The sequence below is a fragment of the Bdellovibrio sp. SBM16 genome, from assembly GCF_056175625.1.
This window is the reverse complement of sequence record NZ_JBJKJG010000004.1, coordinates 116527-140903: the sequence shown is the minus strand read 5'-3', so window position 1 is coordinate 140903 and position 24377 is coordinate 116527. Positions and strand designations below refer to the sequence as shown.

The window sequence follows — 24377 nt, the reverse complement described above, 5'->3', positions numbered from 1 at the left end:
TATCTATCACGGCGAACGCTTTAACAGCATTTCTCATTTAGTTGGTTTGTTATTTGCGGTCGCCGGGGCTTCTGTTTTAATTACCTTAGCTGCAGTTCAGGGTGATCTGTTAAAAATCGTCGGCACCAGTATTTATGGCGCCATGCTTATCTTATTGTATGGCGTTTCAACTTTATACCATAGTATCCCCGGTGCGCGCCCCAAGGCCATCCTGCAAAAGTTAGATCATATTTCAATCTACTTATTTATTGCCGGCTCTTACACTCCCTTTACTTTGGTCGCATTAAAAGGAGATGTCGGGTGGTGGATCTTTGGCATCATCTGGAGTTTGGCAGCCATCGGCATTGCCTGCGAATTTACTCTGGCCAAAATCACCCGTATTCCGTCTTTATTAATTTATCTTTTTATGGGATGGCTGATCATTTTTGCCATTAAAGATTTAATGTTGGCGTTAGCTTTTCCGGGTGTGGTGCTATTAGCGGTCGGCGGCATCTTTTATACTGTAGGTGTTTTCTTTTTTGTGCTCGATGAAAAATTTAAACATTTCCACGGCATCTGGCACTTGTTTGTGATGGGTGGAAGTATATTTCAGTTTTTTAGTATTGCTCTCTACTTAATATAATCACAAGTTTTCCAGGCATTTCTTGAGTGCAGCCTCAAGCTCCTGATACTGGGCTTTATTCATCCCTTTTATCGTTTGTTTTTCGATTTCGTTGACCGCTTCGTGTGCTTTACAAACAACCTTAAGGGCTTTTGCCGTCATTTCAAAGTTTATCTTTAAACCATGATCCTGGCTGTTTGTCTTTTTTACAAAACCCTCATTTTCCAGATTTTGCATGATTTTATTCATCGTCTGCGGCGTTACGGAACACTTTCTGGCCAGCTCGGCATTTGTCAGTTTTTCTTCACTTTCCAGAGTGGAAAGTGTCGAATATTGGGCCGCAGTCAGACCCAAATGCAATAAAGCGGCGTCGATTTCATTACGCATTTTATGCTCAACTAATTTAACCAGATAACTTAAGCCTAAAGTGTCTTTTAATCTCACAGAAACTACCTTTTATTTTAAATCTTGACTATATCAGCATGCTGACATTATATCAGCCTACTGATAAAGACGTGCTTACATAATATACGAATTCGGTGTGGCTGTCTTGATTTTACAAACAAAGGAGATAAAAATATGAAAAAAGTCCTAATTTTAGCAGCTGGTTTAATCGCTTTAAGCAGCGCATCCGTTGATGCCAAAGAATGCGCCGGCCTTCCAGACCACGCCACTTTAAAAAAAGCACTTGTTAGTGCACGTAACGAAGCCAACGGTGGTCTTAATTTAGATATGTGGGCCACCCTGGTAGATCGTTCTGGTAAAGTATGTGCGGTGGCATTTACCGGCGAAACGGTAGATTCTCAATGGCCGGGCAGCCGTGTGATTTCAGCGCAAAAAGCCAATACCGCCAACGCCTTCAGCCTAAAGGCATTAGCATTATCAACGGCAAACCTTTATTCAGCAGTTCAGCCCGGTGGAAGTTTGTTCGGATTACAAGAAAGCAATCCGGTAAACGTCGAGGCCGCTTATGAGGGCAATGTTAAAAATTTCGGTTCTGCTAAAGACCCAATGGTGGGTGAGCGCATCGGTGGTGTTAATGTGTTTGGTGGCGGATTAGCGCTATATAACTCAGATGGCGAAATCATCGGGGCAATCGGTGTTAGCGGTGACACGTCTTGTGCTGACCATAATATCGCATGGAAAGCCCGTCACACATTAAAACTCGATTTCGTTCCGGCAGGAGTTGCGCCAACAAAAAATGACAATATTATCTTTGATATTGCCAATGCAAAAAGCTCTGGTGGTTTCGGCCATCCGACTTGCGGAGCGAAAGATAAAGAGATCGCGGCTGCCTTACCAGCCACACAGACTGTAAAGAAATAGTTTTTACGAAAACTATTTTTGCAAAAGCCAAGGGCGTCTTTCGGACGCCCTTTTTACTTATTTATTCACTTCTTCTAAGAAATTTTTTGCTGCAAGATAAGAGCGTTTATCCGCCAATTCATTATAAGCGGCGCCTTTAGTTATATCATTGCCGGCTTCTTTGTGGGTAAACGAGTGTACCGCATTCGCATAGGCCGTCAGCTGATAATCTACCTTGGCATCATTCATTTCTTTTTGAAAAGCAGCCACTTCATCCGGTGGTACAAGTGGATCAATGGCTCCATGTAACACCAAAATTTTGGCTTTAATGTTTTTTGCATCTTCAGGCGTCGGCGAACTTAAACCGCCATGAAAACTAACCACACCTTTAAGCGGCAATCCCATGCGAGCGCCCTCAAGAGCTGCGGTTCCACCAAAGCAATAACCTGTTGCCGAAATTTTATCACTCATAACATATTTAGATTTTGCTAACTCATTGTAAGCGGCTTGTACGCGCGAACGCATAAGCTTAAGGTCACCTTTGTATTTACCGGCCTGGATAGCTGCTTCTTTATTATCTTTAGGGCGAACGCCTTTACCATAGACATCGGCCACAAAAACCACATAACCCATTTCGGCTAATTGTTCGGCGCGCATCTGCACATACGGGCCAACGCCCTTCCAATCATGAAATACCACAACGCCCGGGCCTTTTTTGTTTTTAAGTTTAGCGGTATCAACCACCAATAGACCTTCAAGGGTTGTGTCTCCCTCTTTATACTCAACTTTTTCCACAGACACTTTAGCTAAAGCTGATAGCGAAACCAAAAGCGCAGCCACTAGATATAGATACTTCATAAAATTCCTCCGCAGATAATTTTGCCCTTATTCTTACACAACTGGGTAGTGGAGAAATCACAATGACATAGTGTTTCGGAAATAAAAAAACCCAAGGCTATTAACCTTGGGTTTTGTATTCGAGCTTAGTCGAATGATGTCTTTTTGCCTGTCGGCAAATTACATCATGCCGCCCATGCCACCCATACCGTGGTGATCGCCACCTGGCATAGCTGGAGCTTCTTTTTTCGGAGCTTCCGCGATCATTGTTTCAGTCGTTAACATTAACGAAGAAACTGATGCGGCGTTTGTTAATGCACAACGAACAACTTTTACCGGATCGATAACGCCGTCTTTTAATAGATCGCCGTATTCGTCAGAAAAAGCGTTGAAGCCGTAGCTAGCTGATTTGTCTTGTAGAATGTTGTTTACAACGATCGCGCCATCAAGACCCGCGTTGGCAGCGATTTGACGGATAGGCTCTTCACAAGCACGTTTGATGATGTTTGCGCCGAATTTTTCTTCGTCGTTGAATTTGCCTTTAGCAATTTGTTGAGAAGCGCGTAGTAAAGCAGTACCACCGCCGGCTACGATACCTTCTTCAACCGCTGCGCGAGTTGCATTTAATGCATCTTCAACGCGGGCTTTTTTCTCTTTCATTTCAACTTCAGAAGGAGCACCAACGTGAATAACCGCAACACCGCCAGCTAATTTAGCTAAACGCTCTTTTAGTTTTTCTTTATCGTAGTCAGAAGTTGTTTCTTCAACCTGAGCTTTGATTTGGTTTACGCGAGCCGTGATATCAGCTTTTTTACCGTTACCATCGATGATTGTGGTGTTGTCTTTATCAACGACAACGCGTTTTGCGATACCTAAGTGAGTTGCATTAGCTTGCTCAAGTTTCATACCTAAGTCTTCAGAGATAACTTGGGCGTTAGTCAAGATCGCGATATCTTCTAACATGGCTTTACGGCGGTCACCAAAGCCCGGAGCTTTAACTGCACAAACTTGTAAAGTACCACGTAATTTATTAACAACTAAAGTTGCTAACGCTTCACCGTCAACATCTTCGGCGATGATTAATAATGGACGACCTTGTTTAGCAACAGCTTCAAGAACGCCGATCATGTCTTTCATAGAAGAGATTTTTTTGTCATAAACTAAGATGTATGCGTTTTCTAAAACCGTTTCCATTTTTTCTGCATTAGTTACGAAATACGGAGATAAGTAACCACGGTCAAATTGCATACCTTCAACAACTGTAACTTCTGTTTTAGCAGTTTTTGAATCTTCAATAGTGATAACGCCTTCACGACCAACTTTTTCCATAGCGTTAGCCAACATAGTACCGATTTCTTTATCGTTGTTGGCAGAGATCGCACCAACCTGGGCAACTTCGTTTGAACCTTTTACCGGTTTAGCCATGTTTTTTAATTCGTCGATGATGATCGCAACAGCTTTGTCGATACCACGCTTGATAGACATAGGGTTGTGACCGGCAGAAACTAATTTAGCGCCTTCGCGGTAGATCGCTTGCGCCAATACAGTAGCAGTTGTTGTACCGTCACCGGCTTCGTCATTAGTTTTAGAAGCAACTTCTTTAACCATTTGCGCGCCCATGTTTTCGAATTTGTTTTCTAATTCGATTTCTTTAGCAACAGTAACACCGTCTTTTGTGATTAATGGAGAACCAAAAGATTTGTCGATAACTACGTTACGACCTTTAGGTCCAAGGGTAACTTTAACTGCGTTAGCTAAAGTGTTAACACCTTTTAAGATGTTTGTTCTAGCGTCTTCCGAGAATACTAAAATTTTGCTCATGTTTTTATTTCCTTCGTTTTAATTTATGTAATTAATATTGAACAGTTTCGTTCGTGTGCTATTGCACAACGCCTAATACGTCTTCTTCACGCATCATTAAGAACTCTGATCCGTCTAGCTTGATTTCTGTGCCGGCGTATTTAGAAAATAAAATTTTATCGCCAACTTTTACTTCTAAAGGCAAAACTTTACCTTCTTCAGTAATACGACCTTTGCCCGCAGCTACGATTTCGCCACGTTGAGGTTTTTCTTTTGCTGAATCTGGAATAAATAATCCACCCGCAGTTTTTTCATCTTCTGCAGTTCTTTTTACTAAAATTCTGTCATGTAATGGACGTACACCTAATTCTTGAGCCATTGTAAATTCCTCCGTAATAGCTATGGTTGTTTGTATCTTCGCAACCCAATATGTGTAGCCTTTTCATAGTGTCAAGTACACTACTTTCACTCCCCAGTCCTGACCGGGGCAAAGAAGGAATCGGCTGCCTAAATTCTTGGCTGCCAGCTGTCAATAGCAAGGTTATAAGCAATATAACCCTTACACACTAGACCACCCTCCAGGAAGAGCAAGCTTACCAAAGTCCAAAAAAATGCGGGCAAAAGTAAAAAAATTGAAACAATAATAACCCTCTGATCGAATGAAGTTGTCTGATGCTTAGTAGGACGGTTAGCAGCATGCTGACCACCCCGGAAAGCCCATGGATAGGGCATTCCAAAGAGTAACAGATCCTTTAACCCACACGAGCACGGAGGCGAATGTGAGTCGAGTTTTAGAAGTATTTTCGCAAGCAGCAAAAATGGATAAAGACACCATCGAAACAGAATTATTTGCTGCCATTCGTGCGCTAGAAGTCGATCCCGACACCATGACAGTAGAAGAGCTGCGCCAGTGTTTGCTGATCTACTTAGACGAAGTTTTTTACGGCACCTCGCCTGAACGCGTACAGTAACGCTTTAATCCTAATAAATTTTATTTTTTAACTTCCGGATTTAACAGATTCTTTTTTAAATCTGTTAGCGCCGCATGTGTACGCTTATATTTTTGCGGATGCGCCTCGGTGATCTTTAACGTGTTGTCGATTAAAGCGACCGCCTCGTCTTTTTTGCCTAGCTCTTTCAAAATTTTAACTTTCGCCAGGCTCAATTGCGGCTCATTTCCTTCTTTGTATTCTAAAGCCAAATTGGCCTGTGCCAAGGCCTCTTCATGGCGTTTTTGTTTGGTTAAATAGTTCGCGTAGCGCTGATAATACACATATGATTTTGGGTTAGCTTTAATTAATTGTTTTAACAAAGGCTCTGACTTTTCCGGAGTGCCGGCCTGACCATAATACCAAATTGCCGAAATCATCTGTCCCGGAAGCTTCGTTGATAATTTAACTTTATCTACCGCCGCCGCAAGCTCGGCTTGAGTCTTTTTCATATTGTCTTTGTCGTCAGTCAGTTTGTACAAACGAGCGGTCATATCCAACACTTCGGCTTTTTCAAAGTTTTCGTTATCGCCTAAAGTTGATTTGGCAAACAGCCCTTTTAGATCTTTGCTGTTTTTGATTTCAGCCAACTGAAACTGTAATGCCTTGATCGCGTCAGTTTCGATTGGACGCTCTTGTTCTTTTAATTGTTCAAGGTATTCAAGCTTCCAGCGTGTTTGGTCAAAAACCGAAGAAGAAAGGGTAAAGCCCTTTTCCAGCGCCTGTTGGTATGCTTTTTTGCTCTCGAGAGAATCACCTAGGTCATCAGATGCCAAGTTTATTTCTGACGCCAGTTTGTAATTTAACTCTTTTGCACCCTTTGAAAACGAAAACCACTTCGCAGCATCTTTCCAGTTCATTTTGCTATATGAGTTGTAACCCAATGTCGTTGCTGCCTTTTCATCTCCGGCTTCAGCTTTAGCCACCAGCTGGTTGATTGACTGTGTTTCTTTAAGTGCTGCTGTTAACTCTGGCGCAAATGTTTTCACCGGCTGATAATCTAACCAACGCTTTAGTTCTTCGCCGTTTTCGTTAACTAAAATCACCGTCGGAATGGCCTTTACGCCGTAATGATCAGAGATTTTTTCGTTTTCTACTAAGTCGATATTGATTTCTTGTAGGTTAACTTTTTTCAACAAAGCTTTAACCTGTGGCTTGTTCATTGTCTCTGACTTAAGACGAATGCAGGCCGGGCACCAGGGGGCAGAAAACTTTAACAGGGTAATTTTGTCGTATTTTTTTACCGGTGCATCTGATGCCACGGCACGATCATCAGAAGCCGCATCTGTTGCTGTACGCTTCGGCGCTTTAAGCACAACATCTTGCTCATGCATCTCGCACACTGTTTTGGCGTCATCACACACATAGAAACTCACTTTGGCTTTTTTGGTGTTTTCTAATACTTTAAAAGTAAATTTTTGTTCAGTTTTGATTGTCGGCTTGTGTTTAGCTTCTAAATTATCAAATACTATACTTGCCGGGGCTTTATCGTTAAAATGAAAACCTTTTTTAGTCGTTAAAACCACTTCGCTTGGTTCAACCGTAGTAATCACCGCGCCATTGGTTTTTTTGGCAAACGCTGGTGTTGAAAAAATAAGACCTAAAATTACGAAAAGCTTAGTCATAGCCCATCTCCTGTTCATCGCCTACGACTGTACAAAGAATTGGCTTGAGACACAACCGATAGCCCTACCTGCTAGGCAAAAAAAAGGGCCGACACTTAGTGCCAGCCCTTTTTGGTGTTCTTTATAGTTTAAATAACTATTAAGCGCGCTCTACAGAGATCTGGATTGGAGCTTCCATTCCTTCGCTGTATTTGATTGTCGCTTTATGAGTACCTAATACTTTGATTGGCTCTTCTAAAACGATATCTTTTCTGTCTACTGAAAAACCTAATTTATCTAAGCCTTTAGAGATATCAGAAGTTGTTACAGTTCCGAAAAGTTTGTCGTTGTCACCGGCGTTTAATTTAAAGGTAACAGTTGTACCTTTAATTTTCGCTAAGAAAGCCTGGCGCTCAGCTAAAGCTTTCTTCTTTTTTGATTCAGCAACGCGTTTTAAGTGATTGTATTCGTTAACGCGAGTTTCAGTAGCTTCAACAGCTAACTTGCGTGGGAATAATAAGTTACGTGCAAAACCTGCAGAAACATTCACTAGATCGCCAACTTTTCCTAAGTCTTTAACGTCTTTTTGTAAAATTACTTTCATTTTCAATTCCTTTGCGTGCTCTCAGCACGACATCCTTATCCTTGCGGACATTACGCCACTTTAATCTTTTTTCTCATATGACGGCGGAAATCCACCCAGTAGTCAGCAAATCCTAAGACCGTGATCACCGGTAGCGCCCATGTGATTATTAAAAGATAAAGCAACAATTTAGTTAATCTGCCAAATCTGAAGATTCGGGTAGCAAATTCAAAAACTGAAATCCCTTGAAAGAAAAAGCTTACGATGCTTATTACCGCAAAATTAATGGCGATCACTTGGAGGAATTTATATGGCGTTTCTACTACTGAGAATAAAAAAGAGAATAACGATAACCAGATAAACATATCCGGAAGTCGAAACTCCAACCATTTAAGTCCTGAAGCAAGTCTTTCACGTTTAATTTGAAAGGCCTGGAAAATTTGAGCTTCAAACACAAGTGAAACAGCTAAAGCGCTGACCAGTGCGGAAGCCAGTAATCCCGGCATAAACATCATAACGGCTTTTGATTCGAAATTTTCATCGGGTAAAACCTGTTTTAACGAAATCATGAGCGGATCAATGACCTGTTTAACTAACTCGTGATCAAAAGACCACTTCGTTATCGACAGGAAGCTGATGGCTCCAAACAACACGCCAGCCAAGACCGACAGTGCGCCTGATTTTTTCCACGTGATGCCCTTTTTTTCCAATTCACTGTAAAGGCCTAAAGTCATCCAAATTGCCCCTACATAAATTGCGACCAGGTTCATCTTTGCAAAAAATAATGAAGACACGAAAACAACGCCAACCATCCAAAAAATTTTGGATTTAGTTGCTGCTAACACACGAATAAACGGAGCGCTCATTACAGAAAAAACAATGCTCATAGCTGCAGAAACTGCAGCTAGTAAGAAATATTTTTTGTTAGAGGCTTGTTGTTGCGGCAGCATCAATTATTACTCTTCGTCTTGTCTTTCCATGCGAGCTTGTTGAGCTGCTTGACGACGTAACTGAGCTTTTGCTTCACGTTCTTTTTCTTTAGCCGCTGACTCAGCTAAGCCTTTTTTGAAAGCTTCTAAGTGTTTAGCAGGAGAAGTACGCTCATCTAAGCGCGTGTGCATAAAACGCAATACTTTGTCATTGATACGCATAGTACGTTCAATTTCCATAACAGCTTGCGGATTAGCTTCGAAAACTGAGTGAAAGAACACAGCTTTACGTAATTTGCCAATCGGTGTGCCTAAAGTACGTTTGCCCCAAGTTTCTACTGAGTGCACGTTACCTTTATAGCTAGTGATTGTGGCTTTGTTTTTTGTGAAAAGAGCTTTTTGCTCTTCTAAGTTCGCGTCTGGGTGCATAAGGATAACAACCTCATACGGACGCTTTAAGTTTTGGTCCATGAATATTCCTTCCGGTTAAAGCTCCAACCCCCAATGGGTGGAGCAAGGATGACTTTTAATGTTCTAGTGGTTTAGCACCCTCCCAAGACGTAGACAAGGCCTGATCATAGGCCTATGATATTTTCGTGCTGAAAGCGCGATAATAAACAGGATTTCTATGAAATTGGCTCTGCAGGTCCTCGATGGACAGCAAAAAGGAAAGATCATTAGCATGCGCGAGAACTATGTTTTCTCGTCTAGCTATTTCGGCGATGGCGAAATGGCCTCTATGCACGCTGAAATCTATCTAGATCCTAATTTCGTGTGGAAAATCAGGGCTTTAGATGGCAACAAGATTCGAGCTGGTTCGTCTGAAGGGGTGTCGCTTAGCTTAATTAATGGGCTGATTTTTCATATGGGTCAGACTGGCTTTAAGGTGATCGAGAAGCCTAAAACCTCATCTGCTAACTGGGAAGATGAATTGGTCGAATTTTTAGAGGCCGACAGCTGGGACCCCATTTTAACCGAGTTTTTCTTCTATCTTTACCCGGTGCGTTTGACGTTTTTACAGGGCCCGCAGACTGACGAGTTCTATACCTTAAGTTACGGCCCGCGCATTATGGGATTTAACAGCCTGGATTTAAACATCAAAGATCCGACCCAGCCCGGACAAATTGCCAAATTTTTCCAGGTCGGCGAAACGGCCTACATCGAAACTCTGTGCGGTGATAAGATTCTTATCAATGGCCAACCTTTTACCCAACATCCCATTGAAAGTGGCGATCAGTTGTCTTTTGGCGCCAATTTAGTGGAGCTTTCGATTTTAAAATGAGTGCACAATTTATTGAGAAAAAAACCGGTTATTATCAAGCCATGGACGGAACTCCGATCTATTACGAAGTTCACGGGCAGGGTGAGCCTATTGTTTTTATCTACGGCATCGCCTGTTTAATGAATCACTGGCACCCGCAGGTCGAATTTTTTTCTAAAACCCATCAGGTAATTTTATTTGATATCCGCGGCCACCACAAAAGTGTGCCGGTTAAAAATATCGAGAACATGACGTTTGAACATTTGGCTTTCGATTTAAAAGGATTATTAAGTCACCTGGGCCACAAATCAGCGCATGTGGTAGGTCACAGCTTTGGTGTTCCATACCAGTTAAAATCTTTTGAGCAGTTTCCGGAAATTTTTCGCTCTTTAACTTTTGTTAACGGCTTTGCCCGCAATCCTTTAAAAAAGCTTTTCGGTTTAGAATTTGTTGAGCCATTGTTTCAGTTTATTAAAACCCAGCACGCCAAAGCGCCGGATCTGTGGAACTCTCTGTGGAGAACCATGGTTGATAACCCAGTAGCGTTTCAGGTAGCGGCCTTGTCGGGTGGATTTAATATTAAGCTGACACAGTTTAAAGACATTGAAATGTACGGTCGCGGTGTTTCGCGCCTGGAGCTACCTTTATTTTTTAGATTGTTTGAACAGCTATTAAGTTTTGACGGCTCAAACATCTTACACCAAATTGATAAGCCATCTTTAGTGATTGCCGGTGACCGTGATTTTTTAACTCCGCCCAGCTATCAAAAAGAATTGGCCGAGCAAATTCATAAAGCTGAATATGTGCTGGTTCCGTACGGGTCACACTGTTGCCAGCTGGATTTTCCTGAGTTTATGAATCTTAAGCTTCGCGATTTTTTAAATCGTCATGAATAAGCTGAATTTAAACGACAGAAATATTTTTTTGTTAGACGGAATCGGCGCCCTCTTAAGCGCCTGTTTTACCGGGTTAATTCTTGTTCGCTATTCGTTGTTCTTGGGTATCAGCGTGTCAGTGTTGCAGTCGCTGGCCTTGCTACCGGTAGCGTACGCGGTTTATTCGCTCAGCTGTTATTTTTTTGTTTCGAAACCTAAGCCGTGGATGTTGCTTACAATTATTAGCGCCAACTTAATTTACTGCTTAATTTCTTTAGGCTTAATTTTATTTCGCGAACGTATTACTTGGCGGGGACAAGCGATATTAGCTGCGGAAATTGTGGTGGTTCTTCTGGTGGTTTTAATTGAATTTAAAGTGTACCGAAATATTGACTCTTTTAATTAATACTCAAACCAATCGATATTCAGACAACGTACGGTTTCAGATTTTGAAGGGCCTACTTGTTCGATAATTTGCTTAATAAACTCTGGCAATTGCTGTCTAATTTTTTCGGCCACCTCGTGGGATAAAGACATTGGTGCCGAATAAAACAAATCACTTTCAAGCGAATTTTGCATTGATTCCATAGATTTAATCCGCCAGTTATGATGATGTTTTACCACCCACGGAGAACCACTTTCTAAATGTGTTTTCTGCGGGCCCACTTCAAGTTTATTGTTTTTGGCAACCAGAAGCTGATGATCTAAAAGAAACTGAATGATTTTTTGCAGTTTGTTTTTCTGAATTTTCAACCGCGACGCGAGCTCATCAAAATTTTGAGCTTCATCGGTGGCAATCAAATTTCTAAGGCCCGTATAGAGCCATGAAGAATAATATATCGACTTTACCTCATCTGTTAATAACGTGTCTTTAGGAACGCGGTTAATTAATTGTTGCTGTTTAGCTTGTTCAGACTTTATTTTTTCTAAAAGTCGTTTTTTTAATTTCACAGAGCCTGCGCGGGCGTACTCAACCAGAATTAAAAAATAAAATGCTTCGTCGTCTGACAAATGTAGTATTTCACAAAGTTCTGTCGCATGTTCTAAATTCAGCTGACGCTCATCTTTAAAAATTTGCGAAATCGCCGCATTGCTGGTTCCTAGTTTTTCTGCCAATGACGTGAAAAAGCCGCGCCCTTGTTGGGGTTGGTTTTTAAGCCAGTCCAGGACATATTTTTTGTAATCTGTGTATTCGAATAATGAAATTAGCTTCACAAAAAATCCTTATTTTTCAATATGTTATACCATATCTATCGACAATTTTATCAAAAAACTTAAATTTTAGTTAACAATTTAAGAAAATAGGAAAGGATAAGTTTTTTGCATCGGGTTATAAGGTTTGTATTGGAATCTGAACCTAAAATAACGGGAGATCAAAATGAACACTCAAGTTTATAAAGCAATTGCCACCCTAATGTTAATTTTCGCAGTATCTTGCCAGAAGGCAAAGGAACAATCGCCTTCTCAGTATTCTGAACGCGATATCTGGAAACAAGATGAAATTTCTGAAATTTTCGAAAACGGCCAGACCGTTCCGACAAATCATATTTTTAATTGTCGTCGAGATATTTCCGAGACAAGCCAAAGATATTTTAGATTAAAAATCAATGCAAACCGTATAGAACAACTGCCGTCATCTCAAGGAACTGAAATAACGTTATACCGCTTTGCCCAGCTCAAACACTTTGTAAAAACCTTTGCAGACGCCAATGGTATGGTTACCTTTACTGACCACGTTTTTGCAGCAGTAGATGTGACTGTTGAGAAATTTGCGAACAAAAAAGTTCGAATGACGATGGTGTTAAGTGCTGAGCGCCCCCCTGAGCACAACTTGCACGCGCCTGAAAATTCTGACATTTTAAAGATTCAACCTGGCGAAAAAGTTGCGCGCGCCTTTATTGATCCCACTGTAAAAAATCAAATTGCGTTAAAAACTAATTTTCAAATTATGGGTGGAAACGCCTTTGCAGATTGGTTGGTTTGCGAATTTATAAACTTATAGACGTCTCAAAACGAAACACCTGGCATGGTCCTTAAATTGAAACAGAAACTCTCCCAGAGGAGGTTACATGAAATTACGATTAAAACTCTTATTAGCTCTATTGTGCATGATTTCATTAGTCGCCTGTCAAAAGGAAGAGCAAGATCGTAACAAAATACGTCAACAGCAAACTCCTGCGGAAGGAACGGTTGATGGTGGCGGAGGCGACACGGTTGTTGATTCTACAACAGGCGCTGGACAATTATTAGATTTAGCTGAGGCTGCAGGCAAAGAACCATTTGATTATGATTATGCAACCTTAATTATTAAAGAACTTAACGAAGATCCACAATCGTACTCTAAATCCCGCAGTGAGATTCAGAACTTAACCTCAATAGCTACTCAAGCGCGAGTTATGCAAAACGATGCAGATTTTTATGGTTGGGCATTAACAGAGGCGATGTATTCTAACACACAAAAAGCGGACTATTATGATCCCTACCTTAAAGATATTCATGTGAGTGCTTTTAATTTAAAAGGTCGTCAGATTATTAGTAGCTTGCAATATGGTTTTACTGATAGACCTTTGGAAGAAATTAATGATGAAGGTGCTTTAGCCATCGATAACCCCGCAACTAAAAAACAACTAGCGGTTCAAGACGGTTACGGCAATGTACTTATCAATCGCGCTGAATTTAACAAGTTAGATTTAAATAGTAAATTGGCTTTAAAACTTCACGAGTCTGTCTTGTATTTAGTTCTACGATTTAATCCTTCTTTAATTAAAGAATCTGGAACCGCTCCCATTAGAAAATTTGTGCGCGACTATTTTAATTATGCCTTTGTATCTGAAGTAAAAGGTGAGCCACAAATTTCTCTAGAAGAGGTAAGGGCCTCATTTAAAGCTCTAAAACTTCCGGCAATCAAGGCTGAGTATGAAAAAATTAAAATTTTATCTCAGGTCAACGAAGGAAAAGTTGATGTTTGTGAGCTCACTCAAAGCACTGGCTCTATTAATTATTACTTTAGTAAAAACGGAAAACAAGTTAGCGATCTTTATGCGATGAATGTTGAGTTCTATATGAAGATTCAACTTCATCTGGTAAAAGGCGGTATCTGTATATTTCAACCCAAGGACTGCGAAATGAAATGGATAAACTTCGCTGATAAACAAGGGCAATGGGGTTTAATTCGTGACGGCATGCTTTTGCCTATACAAAGTGATCACGTAAATGTCGTTCAAAATGAATTATTGCCTCTCTATAAAACCGCACAAATCTGTAAATAGTCTTTCAAAGAAAAAACCCGATCACACGATCGGGTTTTTTTTGTTATTAATAATGATTCATTGGTTGTCGGTTTAAGGCCGCTAAGATCATTTCTTTAGTGATGTCATAGTCTAATCCATCTGGATCGTATCCAGCTTCAGCATCACTTCTCCAGCTTTGTGGAGCTTCAGGATGCGGACCTGTAATTAGAACAAATCCTTTTCCTGAGTATTTCTGCGAGATGGCGGGTTTTCCGTCGCTGTATCTGGCAACAACACCGCCACTCCACTCGGGAGTTGAAGGGCCGCCGTACCAAACCAGATGACGATTTCTTCCGTCAGCAAATTTCACCGGTACAACATCGGCTAGTGCTCTGGTATTTCCGTTTGGGTACCACGCCGGTAAAATTTGTCCGTAGATCACTGGAAATCCATATGAAGTCGTGTAATTGGTGTTGGCTTGTGTTCCGACCGCCACCCAGGCGCCGGCACAAAATCCTAAATAACTAACGCCATAATCGCGTACCGCTTGCCGCACACGCACGCGCGCTGATCCGGTAAGGCCACTACTAATATTATAGCCATTGCCTCCCGGGATCACGATTAACGAAAATTGCTTTAAGGTTTCTAAACTCATGGCATTTAGTTGTGATGAGTTTGCTGTTTGCGTAACTAAGCCCATGTCTTTAAGAATCGTCTGTAACGTCTGCCAATCAGATGTTGAGATACCCACGCCATTAAACAATAAAACTTTTTTTGTCGTGCTGGTTGTGGCTCCCGCCAGGGCTGCCGTATCTGTTGTTGATTCAGGTGTTGGTGTTGGGTCTATAAGAGCTGCATCTGGTAAACCAGTGCTTGTATTGTTGTCGCTAACGCCGCTGTCAGCGCAGCTTTGAGTTAATACTAATGCGAAAATAACTATGAGTTTTGTTATGTATTTTTTCATCCACTCAAGATGAGGGCTGCGAAAAAAAATGCAAAGTTTTAGCTTTGCATTTTTCGTGAAATAAAATGTGTTGCGCGTACGCAGGAAAAACTCTTCGTTGATCCTGCGGCAAAACAAACTTACTCGAAATTAACGGTAAGCGGCTTTAGTGATTGCCCAACCAGATTTTTCTACTGATTTATCTGATTTAAATACTAGGCGTGCAGAGCTACCAGTGATCGTCATTGAGAACGACTCATCATTTACACCAGTTAATTTTTGCACTTGCGTGCCGTTAGCATCGTAAATAGTTACGAAGTCATAACCAGACTCAACATTGAATTTCTCAAAGTACAGAGCAAATTCTTTTGCGCCCGGAACGCTGATCTCAAAAGTTTGATCTGTATTTGGTTTATACGGAGATTCAGATTTGAAATCCATTGAAACAGTTGCCCAGTTAGACGGATCATTTACATCCGGTGGCGCTTGTGTGTTTGTTAAAGCACCGTAAGCATCAACCATACCGCCGGTTCTAGTTTTACCTTTCATAGAAGCTAACGGGCGAACCGTAGCTACTAATCTTTGTTTTACTTCGGCAGCCGTTAAGCCTGGCTCGTTAGCCCATAATAAAGCAGCAACACCGGCAACGTGCGGAGTCGCCATTGAGGTACCAGAGTATGATTTATATGAACCACCAGTTGTCGACATGACGTTTACGCCAGGAGCACCTAAGTGAACTGTCTTTTTACCGAAATTTGAAAAATCAGCTTTTGCACCACGGTTATCGATAGCGGCAACAGACATTACGTTTTCAACTTGGTAAGTTGATGGGTAAGTCGGTGAGTTATCGTTGTTGTTGTATTCATTACCAGCTGCTGCGATAAAGATTGCGCCAGCTTCATTTGAACGTTTGATCGCATCTAATAAAGTTTGTGAGAAGCCGCCGCCGCCCCAAGAGTTCGACATAACATGTGCACCCATTTTAGTTGCGTAGTCGATCGCTTTGATGGCGTCAGCCAATGAACCAGAACCACCTTTATCTAAAAATTTAACCGCCATCATACGAACATCCCAGTTTACACCGGCAACGCCGATACCGTTGTTCGCACGGGCACCGATCGTGCCGGCACAGTGAGAACCGTGGCCTTGATCGTCAAGTGGATTTCCAGAGCCGTTAATAGCATTGTAACCGTAAATATCATCAACTACGCCGTTACCGTCATCATCAACACCAGCTTTACCAGCTGCTTCGGCTTCATTTTTCCACATATTATCCACTAAATCCGGATGATTGTAGTCGATACCAGTATCAATAACCGCGATGATTTTTTCACGAGTACCGGTTTGGATTTCCCAGGCGCGCTCAGCGTTGATATCGATACCAGCTACACCGACTTGGTTTTTTGGATCAGCTTGGCCCACGTTCGATAAACCCCAAGTTTGGATATATAGAGGATCTGTCGGAGCTTTATTAATTTTATAGATATAGTTTGGCTCGGCGATTTCAACCATTGGGTTTTGGTTTAAAGCTTTAATTGCTGAATCATTTGTTTCAAATACAGCTTTTTTAACTACGACAATGTCTTGTCCTGAAATTTTTTGAGTTACAAAACCCTTAAGCTGTTGTGATAACGATTGTGTCGACATACGCATCATGCCCGGTTTTAATTTTACAACAAATTCACCTGGAACAGATTCAGTTGTAAATTTTGCGTTTGCAGTTACAGCTAACATCATTGTCGCCGCGACTGCGCCTACTTTTGAAAAATTCTTTTTCATGGTGGTGTTTCCCCTTAGTTGAAAAAATCTTAGCACGCGCCCGATTCATGAGCAGTCTAGCTTTCCGGTTCCAGACTGAAACTGGAAATACGGCCAGGGGAAAGTAGCATTCAATAAAACTTATTGTTACGCTTTTTTAGATTTTTTCGCGGGAGACAAAACTTCTTCATCAGAAAAATCGAAAGCCAATTGCTTCGGAAACTTCACGATTTTATCGGGATTATCTTGGATGATTTTTTTCTCGGTCGGAGTCACAACATTGGCTCCAGTAGCGGCTTTGATGAGATGTTTGATAAACGCTTCCTGTGTTGCCACCGGTGCATCTTTGTTAAATCCCATCTCTTGCATTAGTTCGCCGACTTTTTTCATTTGCATCCTACCTATGATTCTCATCGTCAGAAAAGGTCCAGTAATTTAGACTTTTGTCAGGCTGCAAATCTAAGCTGTGTTTAGTTCAACACGAACTAACGTCTGTATCTGAGACATTTGACGCGATTTTTAACGGTTAATCAGAAGCTTAAAATAGCAAAAATAAATCCAGATTTATAAATATGGTCTCAGGGTGAGACGGACGGTCTTAGCAAAAACAATGGGGCAATAGCGGCTAGCTGCACGCTTTTGTGGTTCTTAAATTGGACAAAAAGGATTCGGTTAAATTCTGTCGGTACGATTTAACACAAAACTTCCAATAAGCTTTGTCGTGCCATTCGGTAAACGCTCGTAGAAGTTTCCGGCTATTTTATCTGAGTTTTCAATTTTATAGATCTGTAAAAATCTTTTTCCGATGCTAACCATATTGCCTTGGTAGCCGGCCGGGGTGTAGCCCCAGGTATTTGAGGTAAAATTAGAGGTCGACTCGTTTTTACCACCACGATAAAGCTGCACTTCTCCGGTAACATGATTCGCTTTTTCTGCGGGACCCACCTGCATAACCAGTGATCCATAGTTTGAGCCATCAACCGCCACCAGACGGCCGCGGAAAGTGCCGTAGTACTTCTCTAGGTTGATAAATGGAGTTTCCGGAGCTCCTTTTAAAAAATTATCTATATCTGTTAGTTGAACTTTTGCAAGGCTTCGGTAGATTTCTTCGTTTGACGTGCTGTTCATCAAAGTCCACTCGGTCGACTTAAATCGACCGGCGTTCAGTTTAGAAAACTTAGGCTCAACTGGTTTCGCGGCTTCGCTTTCTTGCTTTGGCGTGTCTTCCTGGGCCGGAGGCACAGGCTTTTCTTTTGTCGCTGCCGATCCGGCTGCGGACGGGACACACATCGCCAATTGTGTCTTGCCGGCATCTAAATCTTTTTGCTGTTGTTCAGAGATACGAAGCCCTAAGTCTACAAGAAACAGGGTCATCATTTTACCGTAAACTTCATCAGCCTTTTTTAGATCTGCACTATCCAGTAAAGACTGAAACTTTTCTTTTATCACACGCAACTCTTCTTCAGAGCGCGCGCTTTCGGCAATATAACTTTTATTGTCTTTATATTCTTTAGATTCGGTAACCGAGGTTTCACCGTAATTACGTCCGGCGACAAAGGCAATTACAATGGCCACTAACACAAATAATATTTTTAAAAAATCTTTCATGTTGTGGCCTCCTTAGCAACGTCTAGCCGTCGCCGCCGCCTGACATTTCTTCTTTTTTGGCGATAGTAGCTTTTAATAACTCACGATTCATGGTCGCGATATTGATTAAAGAAATATCTTTAGGACAAGCCGCAGAACAAGCTCCGGTCGTCGAACAAGCTCCGAAGCCCTCAGCATCCATTTGTGCTGTCATATCTAAAGCACGCTGGGCACGCTCAACCTGACCTTGCGGAAGTAAAGCCATGTGCTGGATTTTGGCCGATGTAAACAGCGCTGCTGAAGCATTTTTACAAGAAGCTACGCAAGCGCCGCAACCGATGCAGGTAGCCGACATAAAGGCTTCGTCTGCGTCTGGTTTTGGAATTAAGATGTTATTTGCATCGCGTGCATTTCCAGTATTTACAGAGATGTAACCACCGGCTTTGATAATGCGGTCAAACGCCGAGCGATCAACCATTAAATCCTTAAGAATTGGAAATGCAGAGGCTCTCCACGGCTCTAAAACCAGTGTTTCACCATCTTTGAATGCGCGCATGTGCAACTGACAAACTGTCGTAGATTTTTGCGGACCATGTGCGTTTCCGTTGATCATAAACCCGCAGCTTCCGCAGATGCCTTCGCGGCAATCGTGGTCAAATAAAATTGGCTCTTCACCTTTTTTGATTAACTCTTCATTAACGGCGTCTAACATTTCTAAGAATGAAGCATCTGGAGATACGTTTTTAGCATCGTACTCTTTGAAGCCGCCCTTCGCGGTGTTGTTTTTTTGGCGCCATACTTTTAATTTTAAATTAATACCTGGTTTTGCGTTTCCCATTTTATCCTCGACCTTATTTATACGAACGTGTCGCTAAGTGGACGTTTTCGAAAGTTAATTCTTCTTGGTGACGGATTTGCACTTTATCTGCAGAACCGTTCCATTCCCACGCGGCTGTATGACAGAATTTTTCGTCATTACGTTTAGCTTCGCCATCGACCTGGTGCTCAGTTCTGAAGTGACCGCCGCAAGATTCTTCGCGGGTTAAGGCATCTCGGCACATTAACTCACCTAGCTCAATGAAGTCGGCTACGCGGCCGGCTTTTTCTAATTCATTGTTAATGCCTTTGGCTTCACCAGGAACGTTAACATTTGAATGGAATTCTTTACGCAGGTTCTGGATTTTAGCAATGGCTTCAGTAAGGCCGTCTTTATCGCGAGCCATGCCGCATTTTTCCCACATAATGTGGCCTAACTCTTTATGGAAAGACTCAACTGTTCTTGAACCTTTGATGTGTAAAAATTTGGTTAGGTCGTTTTGAACTTCGTTGGCAGCAGATTTAAAGGCATCGTTTGTCGTCGCCACTTTTTCTAACTTCGTGTTTGCGAAATAATTTCCGATTGTATACGGAAGTACGAAGTATCCATCCGCCAAGCCCTGCATCAATGCCGAAGCTCCCAAGCGGTTTGCGCCGTGATCAGAGAAGTTCGCTTCACCGGCTACGAACAAGCCAGGAATGGTCGATTCAAGATTATAATCTACCCATAGGCCACCCATAGTGTAGTGAGGCGCCGGGAAAATTCTCATTGGCTGTTTGTATGGATTTTCGCCAGTGATTTTTTCGTACATTTGAAAAAGATTTCCGTAGCGCTCAGCCACTTTATCTTCGCCCAAACGTTTGATGCTGTCTCTGAAATCTAAGAATACAGCTTGTTCGCCCAAGGCCCCGTGACCTTCATCAACGCGGTACTTAGCTTGGCGAGAGGCTACATCGCGCGGAGCCAAGTTACCAAAGCTTGGATAAACGCGCTCTAAGAAGTAATCGCGCTCTGCTTCTGGAATCTCGTTCGCCGAACGCGTGTCACCTTTTTTAAGCGGAGCCCAAACGCGTCCATCATTACGTAATGATTCAGACATCAGGGTCAGCTTAGATTGGTTTTCGCCGTGAACCGGAATACAAGTCGGGTGAATCTGCGTGTAGCAAGGGTTGGCAAAGAACGCCCCTTTTTTGTGAGCTTTCCAGGCAGCCGTTACCGCGCAGGCCATTGCATTTGTTGAAAGGTAAAATACGTTTGAGTATCCGCCTGATGCGATAATTACCGCATCTGCTTCGTGCGATTCAATTTCTCCCGTTAGTAGGTTTCTGATAATTACGCCACGCGCTTTACCATCAACCACAACAAGATCCAGCATTTCACGGCGCGTGTATAGCTCAACGGTTCCAAGATCTACCTGTCTCATCATTGATGAGTAAGCGCCTAACAAGAGCTGCTGACCAGTCTGTCCGCGAGCATAGAAAGTACGCGAAACCTGCGATCCGCCGAATGAGCGGTTTGATAGTAACCCGCCGTATTCACGCGCCAACGGAACGCCCGAGGCTACTGCTTGATCGATAATGTTTACAGACACTTCGGCCAGACGATGAACATTCGCTTCACGGGCGCGGAAATCTCCGCCTTTTACGGTGTCGTAGAATAGACGATAAACCGAGTCGCCATCGTTTTGATAATTTTTTGCCGCATTGATACCGCCTTGGGCCGCAACCGAGTGGGCGCGGCGAGGAGATTCGTGCACACAGAAGGCTTTTACTTTGTAACCAAGTTCGCCCAGCGAAGAGGCCGCTGATGCGCCCGCAAGGCCCGTGCCGATAACGATCACAGAGTGCTTGCGCTTATTCGCCGGATTTACCAGCTTCATGTTGAACTTATGTTTTGTCCATTTTTCAGAAATATCGCCACTAGGAATTTTGCTATCTAATTTATTAGAAGACATATTATTTTCCTTTTAATAAGAATACGTAAATAGGTTGAGATAAGAATCCAGCAGCAACTACGATTGCGTAAGTCCAGGCAAATTTTCTTAGACCCTTTTGCATTTTTCTCTCTAAAAAGCCAAAAGACTGAAAAATTGAACTAGCGCCGTGGCTTAAGTGGAACATCAAAATAATTAAAGCAACAACATACCAAAGCACATAGCCGGGCTGCTGAAACATTTCGACAATCAGGCGGTGAAGATCGCGCATAGGTACGCCGTTAACGACCGTTTCATATTCTTTTCCGTATTTGAATGTGGCCAAGTGAGTGATGATAAAAACTAAAATTAGTGAGCCCTGCAGACCCATTGTTTGCGATGCCAGCGTTGGCCCTTTGTCGCCGTTTGGATTAACCGCGTATCGCGAACCTTTAGCTTTTCGATTTTCTACTGTTAAAGAAATCGCTGTTACCACATGGACGATCAAAGCCAGAACTAAGACTGATTCTGCACCGTAAAGTAACGGCTTGTTAGAAACAATTGCGTGCCCGTAAGCATTGTACAAATCGGGGCTTACAAAAATAAGCATATTTCCCGCCATGTGAGCCAGAACAAAACCCATCCACACCAGGCCCGAAATACCCATGATATATTTTCGACCGACGGTCGACTTCACAAAATCGAACATACTTTCACCTTCGCTTGCCAAAGCAAGACACCTTCTCATGTTGTTTTCAACTTACAATAAACTTAAGCCCTATAAATTGTCACTTTGCCACTTGTGCCGTAGCTGAATTTTTGCGTCACGTTATATAGATAATTCACTGTCTGATTTCAGGTACTTGCGCTAGAACAAAGGGGTTCATTTATTAAACAAAAATGGAGTGATAGATCATGAAAATTTTCGTGTGCATTAAGCAAGTGCCGGACACTGAAACTAAAATTAAAGTGGCCGCTGACCAAAATGGCATTGATACAACTGGTATCAAATGGGTTTTAAACCCCTATGACGAATTTGCAGTCGAAGAAGCAGTGAAGTTTAAAGAAAAAAACCCATCAGCTCAGGTTTGGGCTATCACCGCTGGACCTAAGGCCCGCGCCGTTGAGGCATTAAGAACTGCTTTAGCCATGGGCGCTGATGAGGCCATCGTTGTAAATGCTGATGAAAAATTAGACGCAATTTCTACGGCAAAGGCTTTGGCTACTACAATTAAGGCTGAAGGCGGCGCTCATTTAATATTCACCGGTAAGCTGGCAATTGATAACAACCAATCATCAGTGCCTCAAATGGTAGCTGAATTTTTATCAATCCCGCACACCTCGGTAGTTTCAAAATTTGAAAATCAAGGCGAAAGCGTGTTGGTTGAGCGCGATGTTGAAGGTGGTGCAAAAGAAGTTGTACAAATGATGAATCCATCATTGGTGGCGGCGAACAAAGGCTTAAACATGCCTCGCTACGCTTCACTTCCTGGCATCATGAAGGCGAAGAAAAAAGTTGTAAAAGAAGTTGAGTTTTCATCATTAGGAATCGCAGCGACTGATGCAAAGGTTAAATACGTATCTTATTCATTGCCGGCCGAAAAACCGCCGGTAAAACTTTTATCTGGCGATGCTTCAGCCCAAGCTGCTGAATTAATCAAACTTTTACGTGACGAAGCGAAAGTATTATAGGTGCTACAATGTCAAAAATTTTAGTTTTTGCTGAATTTCAAAACAACAAACTTAAAAGAAGCTCACAAGAGCTTTTACAATTCGCTGCCAAATCTGGCCACACCGTTTTAGGCTTTGCTCTAGGAACGCAGGCCGGTGCCGCACATGCTGAACTTGCACACCATGGGGCTCAAGAAATTCATTTTTCTAAAGATGCTGCGTTTGATATGTACAACCCGGAATTATTCACGGCTGCAGTTGCCGAGGCGATCACCAAAACCGGTGCGACAATCGTTCTGGCTTCGGCGTCTTCGACGGCTAAAGATTTATTCCCGCGCGTTGGTGCAAAATTAAATGCCGGCGTAGTTTCTGACGGAACCGAAATTACTATCTCTGGTGACGATGTTAAGGTTAAAAAACCTCTTTACGCAGGTAAATGTTTTGCAACCGGCACATTTGAAAACTCGGCCGTTAAGATCGTCTTAATGCGCGCCAACCAATTGCCGGTAGCTGCTGCAGATACATCAAAAACAGCTCCTGCAACTGAACACACTTTTGCTGCGCCAACTTTAAAAACAATCATCAAAAATATCGTTAAAGGTACTTCAGAAAAATTAGATTTAACTGAAGCGAATATTATCGTTTCTGGTGGCCGCGGTCTTAAAGAGGCGGGCAACTTTAAACTTTTACAAGACCTTGCGGATGTTTTAGGAGCAACTGTCGGCGCTTCGCGTGCGGTTGTTGATGCCGGCTGGGTGCCACATAGCATGCAGGTTGGCCAAACTGGTAAAACAGTCGCTCCGTCGTTATACATCGCAGCCGGTGTTTCTGGCGCCATCCAGCACTTAGCGGGTATGAGCGGCTCAAAAGTTATCGTTGCGATCAACAGCGATCCAAATGCACCTATTTTCCAAAAAGCTACTTACGGCATCGTAGGCGATGCTTTAGAAATTTTACCAAAATTAACTGAAGAATTTAAAAAAGTTCTTCACCACTAATTTTCATGCATAAAATTCGCGGGCTTTTTTTAGGTTTTATTGTCTGGGTCATTTACAAGTTGTTGTCGATGACCTGGAAAGTTGAATTGCAAGAGCCCGATGACATGAAGGCCATGATGAAAGAGCGCAAACCTTTTATCCTGGCCCACTTCCACGGCGACGAGATTCCTCTTATCTCGCTGGCTTCCAGATATAAAATAGCCACTATGACATCAACATCAAAAGACGGCGAGATGATGAACACTGCGCTTATTTTACTGGGCGCAAAAACTTCACGCGGCTCAGCTACCCGTGGCGGTGTATCCGCACTAAAGGGTTTACTTAAGTACTGCAAAGAAGGATCAAACTGCAGCATGGCCGTTGATGGCCCCAAGGGTCCGATTTTCGAAGTAAAGCCCGGCGTGTTTGAAATTGCGCGCCTGATGAAGGCCCCGATTTTTGCCGGTGGTGTTTTTTGTGATCGGGCTTGGCATTTTCCGCGAGCGTGGAATAAAGCCTATCTTCCCAAGCCTTTCGCCCAGGTCAGGATTGTCTGGACAAGGTTTAATTTTTCTATTGATAAAAACACTGACCCTAGGTCGCCGGAATTAGCAAATTCCCTTAAAAATCAGCTTTTTGATGCGCGCAGCCAATCGGCCAAATTAACTTAAAATCATTGTCGTGTTCTCGAGTAGGCC

27 protein-coding genes are annotated in these 24377 nt (G+C 42.4%); 11 read left to right on the top strand and 16 right to left on the bottom strand.

Annotated features, from left to right (window positions below; translation table 11 throughout):
- Window position 1: 1 nt before the first annotated feature.
- The gene (gene trhA / locus AC04MM_RS05320) at window positions 2-622 is read left to right on the top strand and encodes a PAQR family membrane homeostasis protein TrhA (protein ID WP_475379334.1); all 621 of its coding nucleotides are present in this window, start codon (window positions 2-4) and stop codon (window positions 620-622) included.
- Here the strand turns inward: trhA and AC04MM_RS05315 are convergent, their stop codons facing one another.
- The gene (locus AC04MM_RS05315) at window positions 623-1045 is read right to left on the bottom strand and encodes a MarR family winged helix-turn-helix transcriptional regulator (protein ID WP_475379289.1); all 423 of its coding nucleotides are present in this window, start codon (window positions 1043-1045) and stop codon (window positions 623-625) included. It abuts the gene before it with no gap.
- Window positions 1046-1180: 135 nt separating this feature from the next.
- On the opposite strand from AC04MM_RS05315, the gene AC04MM_RS05310 reads away from it, so the two are divergent.
- Window positions 1181-1927, top strand: a complete 747-nt coding sequence (locus AC04MM_RS05310; protein WP_475379288.1) for a GlcG/HbpS family heme-binding protein — start codon at window positions 1181-1183, stop codon at window positions 1925-1927.
- Window positions 1928-1984: 57 nt separating this feature from the next.
- Here AC04MM_RS05310 and AC04MM_RS05305 read toward each other — a convergent pair whose 3' ends face one another.
- The 3 genes from AC04MM_RS05305 to groES all read right to left on the bottom strand — a co-directional run bounded on the left by AC04MM_RS05305 (window position 1985) and on the right by groES (window position 4922).
- On the bottom strand, window positions 1985-2764 hold the full coding sequence (locus tag AC04MM_RS05305) for a dienelactone hydrolase family protein (protein WP_475379287.1): 780 nt from the start codon (window positions 2762-2764) through the stop codon (window positions 1985-1987).
- 159 nt (window positions 2765-2923) lie between these two features.
- A complete protein-coding gene (gene groL, locus AC04MM_RS05300) occupies window positions 2924-4564 on the bottom strand; it encodes a chaperonin GroEL (RefSeq protein ID WP_475379286.1) in 1641 nt (546 codons plus the stop codon).
- Window positions 4565-4622: 58 nt separating this feature from the next.
- Entirely contained in the window at window positions 4623-4922 is a 300-nt protein-coding gene (gene groES / locus AC04MM_RS05295; RefSeq protein WP_475379285.1) for a co-chaperone GroES, read from the bottom strand.
- Between the two features lie 400 nt (window positions 4923-5322).
- Between groES and AC04MM_RS05290 the strand changes: the two genes are divergently transcribed.
- A complete protein-coding gene (locus AC04MM_RS05290) occupies window positions 5323-5514 on the top strand; it encodes a hypothetical protein (RefSeq protein ID WP_475379284.1) in 192 nt (63 codons plus the stop codon).
- Between the two features lie 20 nt (window positions 5515-5534).
- On the opposite strand, the gene AC04MM_RS05285 is transcribed toward AC04MM_RS05290, so the two are convergent.
- The 4 genes from AC04MM_RS05285 to rpsF all read right to left on the bottom strand — a co-directional run bounded on the left by AC04MM_RS05285 (window position 5535) and on the right by rpsF (window position 9119).
- Window positions 5535-7157 carry a thioredoxin fold domain-containing protein gene (locus AC04MM_RS05285; RefSeq protein WP_475379283.1) on the bottom strand — a complete coding sequence of 541 codons (1623 nt, stop codon included), beginning with the start codon at window positions 7155-7157 and terminating at the stop codon, window positions 5535-5537.
- A 139-nt stretch (window positions 7158-7296) separates the two neighbouring features.
- Window positions 7297-7740, bottom strand: coding sequence for a 50S ribosomal protein L9 (gene rplI, locus AC04MM_RS05280; RefSeq protein ID WP_475379282.1), 444 nt, complete (start codon window positions 7738-7740; stop codon window positions 7297-7299).
- 50 nt (window positions 7741-7790) lie between these two features.
- On the bottom strand, window positions 7791-8669 hold the full coding sequence (locus tag AC04MM_RS05275; protein ID WP_475379281.1) for a DUF2232 domain-containing protein: 879 nt from the start codon (window positions 8667-8669) through the stop codon (window positions 7791-7793).
- A gap of 6 nt (window positions 8670-8675) precedes the next feature.
- Window positions 8676-9119 (bottom strand): 30S ribosomal protein S6, encoded by a 444-nt coding sequence (rpsF, locus tag AC04MM_RS05270; protein ID WP_475379280.1) that lies wholly within the window; start codon window positions 9117-9119, stop codon window positions 8676-8678.
- A gap of 211 nt (window positions 9120-9330) precedes the next feature.
- On the opposite strand from rpsF, the gene AC04MM_RS05265 reads away from it, so the two are divergent.
- The 3 genes from AC04MM_RS05265 to AC04MM_RS05255 are packed head-to-tail and all read left to right on the top strand — an operon-like array spanning window position 9331 to window position 11190.
- Window positions 9331-9930, top strand: coding sequence for an FHA domain-containing protein (locus tag AC04MM_RS05265; protein ID WP_475379279.1), 600 nt, complete (start codon window positions 9331-9333; stop codon window positions 9928-9930).
- The gene (locus AC04MM_RS05260; protein WP_475379278.1) at window positions 9927-10805 is read left to right on the top strand and encodes an alpha/beta fold hydrolase; all 879 of its coding nucleotides are present in this window, start codon (window positions 9927-9929) and stop codon (window positions 10803-10805) included. Before AC04MM_RS05265 ends, AC04MM_RS05260 begins: the two co-directional genes overlap by 4 nt.
- Window positions 10798-11190: a hypothetical protein gene (locus tag AC04MM_RS05255; protein WP_475379277.1), complete on the top strand. Its 393-nt coding sequence runs from the start codon at window positions 10798-10800 to the stop codon at window positions 11188-11190. The genes AC04MM_RS05260 and AC04MM_RS05255 overlap by 8 nt, the downstream gene beginning before the upstream one ends.
- Here AC04MM_RS05255 and AC04MM_RS05250 read toward each other — a convergent pair.
- Complete coding sequence (locus AC04MM_RS05250; RefSeq protein ID WP_475379276.1) at window positions 11187-11999, bottom strand: TIGR02147 family protein; 813 nt, start codon at window positions 11997-11999, stop codon at window positions 11187-11189. The two genes, AC04MM_RS05255 and AC04MM_RS05250, sit on opposite strands and share 4 nt — an antisense overlap.
- Before the next feature lie 163 nt (window positions 12000-12162).
- Here AC04MM_RS05250 and AC04MM_RS05245 point away from each other — a divergent pair, with 163 nt between their 5' ends.
- Both AC04MM_RS05245 and AC04MM_RS05240 read left to right on the top strand, forming a co-directional pair.
- Window positions 12163-12786 carry a hypothetical protein gene (locus AC04MM_RS05245; protein WP_475379275.1) on the top strand — a complete coding sequence of 208 codons (624 nt, stop codon included), beginning with the start codon at window positions 12163-12165 and terminating at the stop codon, window positions 12784-12786.
- 67 nt (window positions 12787-12853) lie between these two features.
- Entirely contained in the window at window positions 12854-14053 is a 1200-nt protein-coding gene (locus AC04MM_RS05240) for a hypothetical protein (RefSeq protein ID WP_475379274.1), read from the top strand.
- A 46-nt stretch (window positions 14054-14099) separates the two neighbouring features.
- On the opposite strand, the gene AC04MM_RS05235 is transcribed toward AC04MM_RS05240, so the two are convergent.
- The 7 genes from AC04MM_RS05235 to AC04MM_RS05205 all read right to left on the bottom strand — a co-directional run bounded on the left by AC04MM_RS05235 (window position 14100) and on the right by AC04MM_RS05205 (window position 21740).
- The gene (locus AC04MM_RS05235; RefSeq protein WP_475379273.1) at window positions 14100-14978 is read right to left on the bottom strand and encodes a BPL-N domain-containing protein; all 879 of its coding nucleotides are present in this window, start codon (window positions 14976-14978) and stop codon (window positions 14100-14102) included.
- Between the two features lie 129 nt (window positions 14979-15107).
- Window positions 15108-16736: a S8 family serine peptidase gene (locus AC04MM_RS05230; RefSeq protein ID WP_475379272.1), complete on the bottom strand. Its 1629-nt coding sequence runs from the start codon at window positions 16734-16736 to the stop codon at window positions 15108-15110.
- A gap of 126 nt (window positions 16737-16862) precedes the next feature.
- On the bottom strand, window positions 16863-17105 hold the full coding sequence (locus AC04MM_RS05225; RefSeq protein WP_475379271.1) for a hypothetical protein: 243 nt from the start codon (window positions 17103-17105) through the stop codon (window positions 16863-16865).
- A 282-nt stretch (window positions 17106-17387) separates the two neighbouring features.
- The gene (locus AC04MM_RS05220) at window positions 17388-18323 is read right to left on the bottom strand and encodes a hypothetical protein (RefSeq protein WP_475379270.1); all 936 of its coding nucleotides are present in this window, start codon (window positions 18321-18323) and stop codon (window positions 17388-17390) included.
- Between the two features lie 22 nt (window positions 18324-18345).
- Complete coding sequence (locus tag AC04MM_RS05215; RefSeq protein ID WP_475379269.1) at window positions 18346-19140, bottom strand: succinate dehydrogenase/fumarate reductase iron-sulfur subunit; 795 nt, start codon at window positions 19138-19140, stop codon at window positions 18346-18348.
- Between the two features lie 13 nt (window positions 19141-19153).
- The gene (locus AC04MM_RS05210; protein ID WP_475379268.1) at window positions 19154-21073 is read right to left on the bottom strand and encodes a fumarate reductase/succinate dehydrogenase flavoprotein subunit; all 1920 of its coding nucleotides are present in this window, start codon (window positions 21071-21073) and stop codon (window positions 19154-19156) included.
- A 1-nt stretch (window position 21074) separates the two neighbouring features.
- Complete coding sequence (locus AC04MM_RS05205; protein WP_475379267.1) at window positions 21075-21740, bottom strand: succinate dehydrogenase cytochrome b subunit; 666 nt, start codon at window positions 21738-21740, stop codon at window positions 21075-21077.
- 206 nt (window positions 21741-21946) lie between these two features.
- On the opposite strand from AC04MM_RS05205, the gene AC04MM_RS05200 reads away from it, so the two are divergent.
- The 3 genes from AC04MM_RS05200 to AC04MM_RS05190 are packed head-to-tail and all read left to right on the top strand — an operon-like array spanning window position 21947 to window position 24350.
- Window positions 21947-22723 (top strand): electron transfer flavoprotein subunit beta/FixA family protein, encoded by a 777-nt coding sequence (locus AC04MM_RS05200; protein ID WP_475379266.1) that lies wholly within the window; start codon window positions 21947-21949, stop codon window positions 22721-22723.
- An 8-nt stretch (window positions 22724-22731) separates the two neighbouring features.
- Complete coding sequence (locus AC04MM_RS05195; protein ID WP_475379265.1) at window positions 22732-23700, top strand: electron transfer flavoprotein subunit alpha/FixB family protein; 969 nt, start codon at window positions 22732-22734, stop codon at window positions 23698-23700.
- Window positions 23701-23705: 5 nt separating this feature from the next.
- Window positions 23706-24350 (top strand): lysophospholipid acyltransferase family protein, encoded by a 645-nt coding sequence (locus AC04MM_RS05190; protein ID WP_475379264.1) that lies wholly within the window; start codon window positions 23706-23708, stop codon window positions 24348-24350.
- The last annotated feature ends 27 nt before the right edge of the window (window positions 24351-24377 follow it).

What these genes read in the sequence shown, in the direction of transcription:
- rpsF (WP_475379280.1), bottom strand. Translation starts at nt 9,119, where the DNA reads ATGGACCAAAACTTAAAGCGTCCGTATGAGGTTGTTATCCTTATGCAC.
- AC04MM_RS05200 (WP_475379266.1), top strand. Translation starts at nt 21,947, where the DNA reads ATGAAAATTTTCGTGTGCATTAAGCAAGTGCCGGACACTGAAACTAAA.
- AC04MM_RS05210 (WP_475379268.1), bottom strand. Translation starts at nt 21,073, where the DNA reads ATGTCTTCTAATAAATTAGATAGCAAAATTCCTAGTGGCGATATTTCT.
- AC04MM_RS05215 (WP_475379269.1), bottom strand. Translation starts at nt 19,140, where the DNA reads ATGGGAAACGCAAAACCAGGTATTAATTTAAAATTAAAAGTATGGCGC.
- AC04MM_RS05285 (WP_475379283.1), bottom strand. Translation starts at nt 7,157, where the DNA reads ATGACTAAGCTTTTCGTAATTTTAGGTCTTATTTTTTCAACACCAGCG.
- AC04MM_RS05195 (WP_475379265.1), top strand. Translation starts at nt 22,732, where the DNA reads ATGTCAAAAATTTTAGTTTTTGCTGAATTTCAAAACAACAAACTTAAA.
- AC04MM_RS05190 (WP_475379264.1), top strand. Translation starts at nt 23,706, where the DNA reads ATGCATAAAATTCGCGGGCTTTTTTTAGGTTTTATTGTCTGGGTCATT.
- rplI (WP_475379282.1), bottom strand. Translation starts at nt 7,740, where the DNA reads ATGAAAGTAATTTTACAAAAAGACGTTAAAGACTTAGGAAAAGTTGGC.
- AC04MM_RS05230 (WP_475379272.1), bottom strand. Translation starts at nt 16,736, where the DNA reads ATGAAAAAGAATTTTTCAAAAGTAGGCGCAGTCGCGGCGACAATGATG.
- groES (WP_475379285.1), bottom strand. Translation starts at nt 4,922, where the DNA reads ATGGCTCAAGAATTAGGTGTACGTCCATTACATGACAGAATTTTAGTA.
- AC04MM_RS05225 (WP_475379271.1), bottom strand. Translation starts at nt 17,105, where the DNA reads ATGAAAAAAGTCGGCGAACTAATGCAAGAGATGGGATTTAACAAAGAT.
- AC04MM_RS05255 (WP_475379277.1), top strand. Translation starts at nt 10,798, where the DNA reads ATGAATAAGCTGAATTTAAACGACAGAAATATTTTTTTGTTAGACGGA.
- AC04MM_RS05220 (WP_475379270.1), bottom strand. Translation starts at nt 18,323, where the DNA reads ATGAAAGATTTTTTAAAAATATTATTTGTGTTAGTGGCCATTGTAATT.
- AC04MM_RS05275 (WP_475379281.1), bottom strand. Translation starts at nt 8,669, where the DNA reads ATGCTGCCGCAACAACAAGCCTCTAACAAAAAATATTTCTTACTAGCT.
- AC04MM_RS05260 (WP_475379278.1), top strand. Translation starts at nt 9,927, where the DNA reads ATGAGTGCACAATTTATTGAGAAAAAAACCGGTTATTATCAAGCCATG.
- groL (WP_475379286.1), bottom strand. Translation starts at nt 4,564, where the DNA reads ATGAGCAAAATTTTAGTATTCTCGGAAGACGCTAGAACAAACATCTTA.
- AC04MM_RS05205 (WP_475379267.1), bottom strand. Translation starts at nt 21,740, where the DNA reads ATGTTCGATTTTGTGAAGTCGACCGTCGGTCGAAAATATATCATGGGT.
- AC04MM_RS05245 (WP_475379275.1), top strand. Translation starts at nt 12,163, where the DNA reads ATGAACACTCAAGTTTATAAAGCAATTGCCACCCTAATGTTAATTTTC.
- AC04MM_RS05235 (WP_475379273.1), bottom strand. Translation starts at nt 14,978, where the DNA reads ATGAAAAAATACATAACAAAACTCATAGTTATTTTCGCATTAGTATTA.
- AC04MM_RS05265 (WP_475379279.1), top strand. Translation starts at nt 9,331, where the DNA reads ATGCGCGAGAACTATGTTTTCTCGTCTAGCTATTTCGGCGATGGCGAA.
- AC04MM_RS05310 (WP_475379288.1), top strand. Translation starts at nt 1,181, where the DNA reads ATGAAAAAAGTCCTAATTTTAGCAGCTGGTTTAATCGCTTTAAGCAGC.
- AC04MM_RS05305 (WP_475379287.1), bottom strand. Translation starts at nt 2,764, where the DNA reads ATGAAGTATCTATATCTAGTGGCTGCGCTTTTGGTTTCGCTATCAGCT.
- AC04MM_RS05240 (WP_475379274.1), top strand. Translation starts at nt 12,854, where the DNA reads ATGAAATTACGATTAAAACTCTTATTAGCTCTATTGTGCATGATTTCA.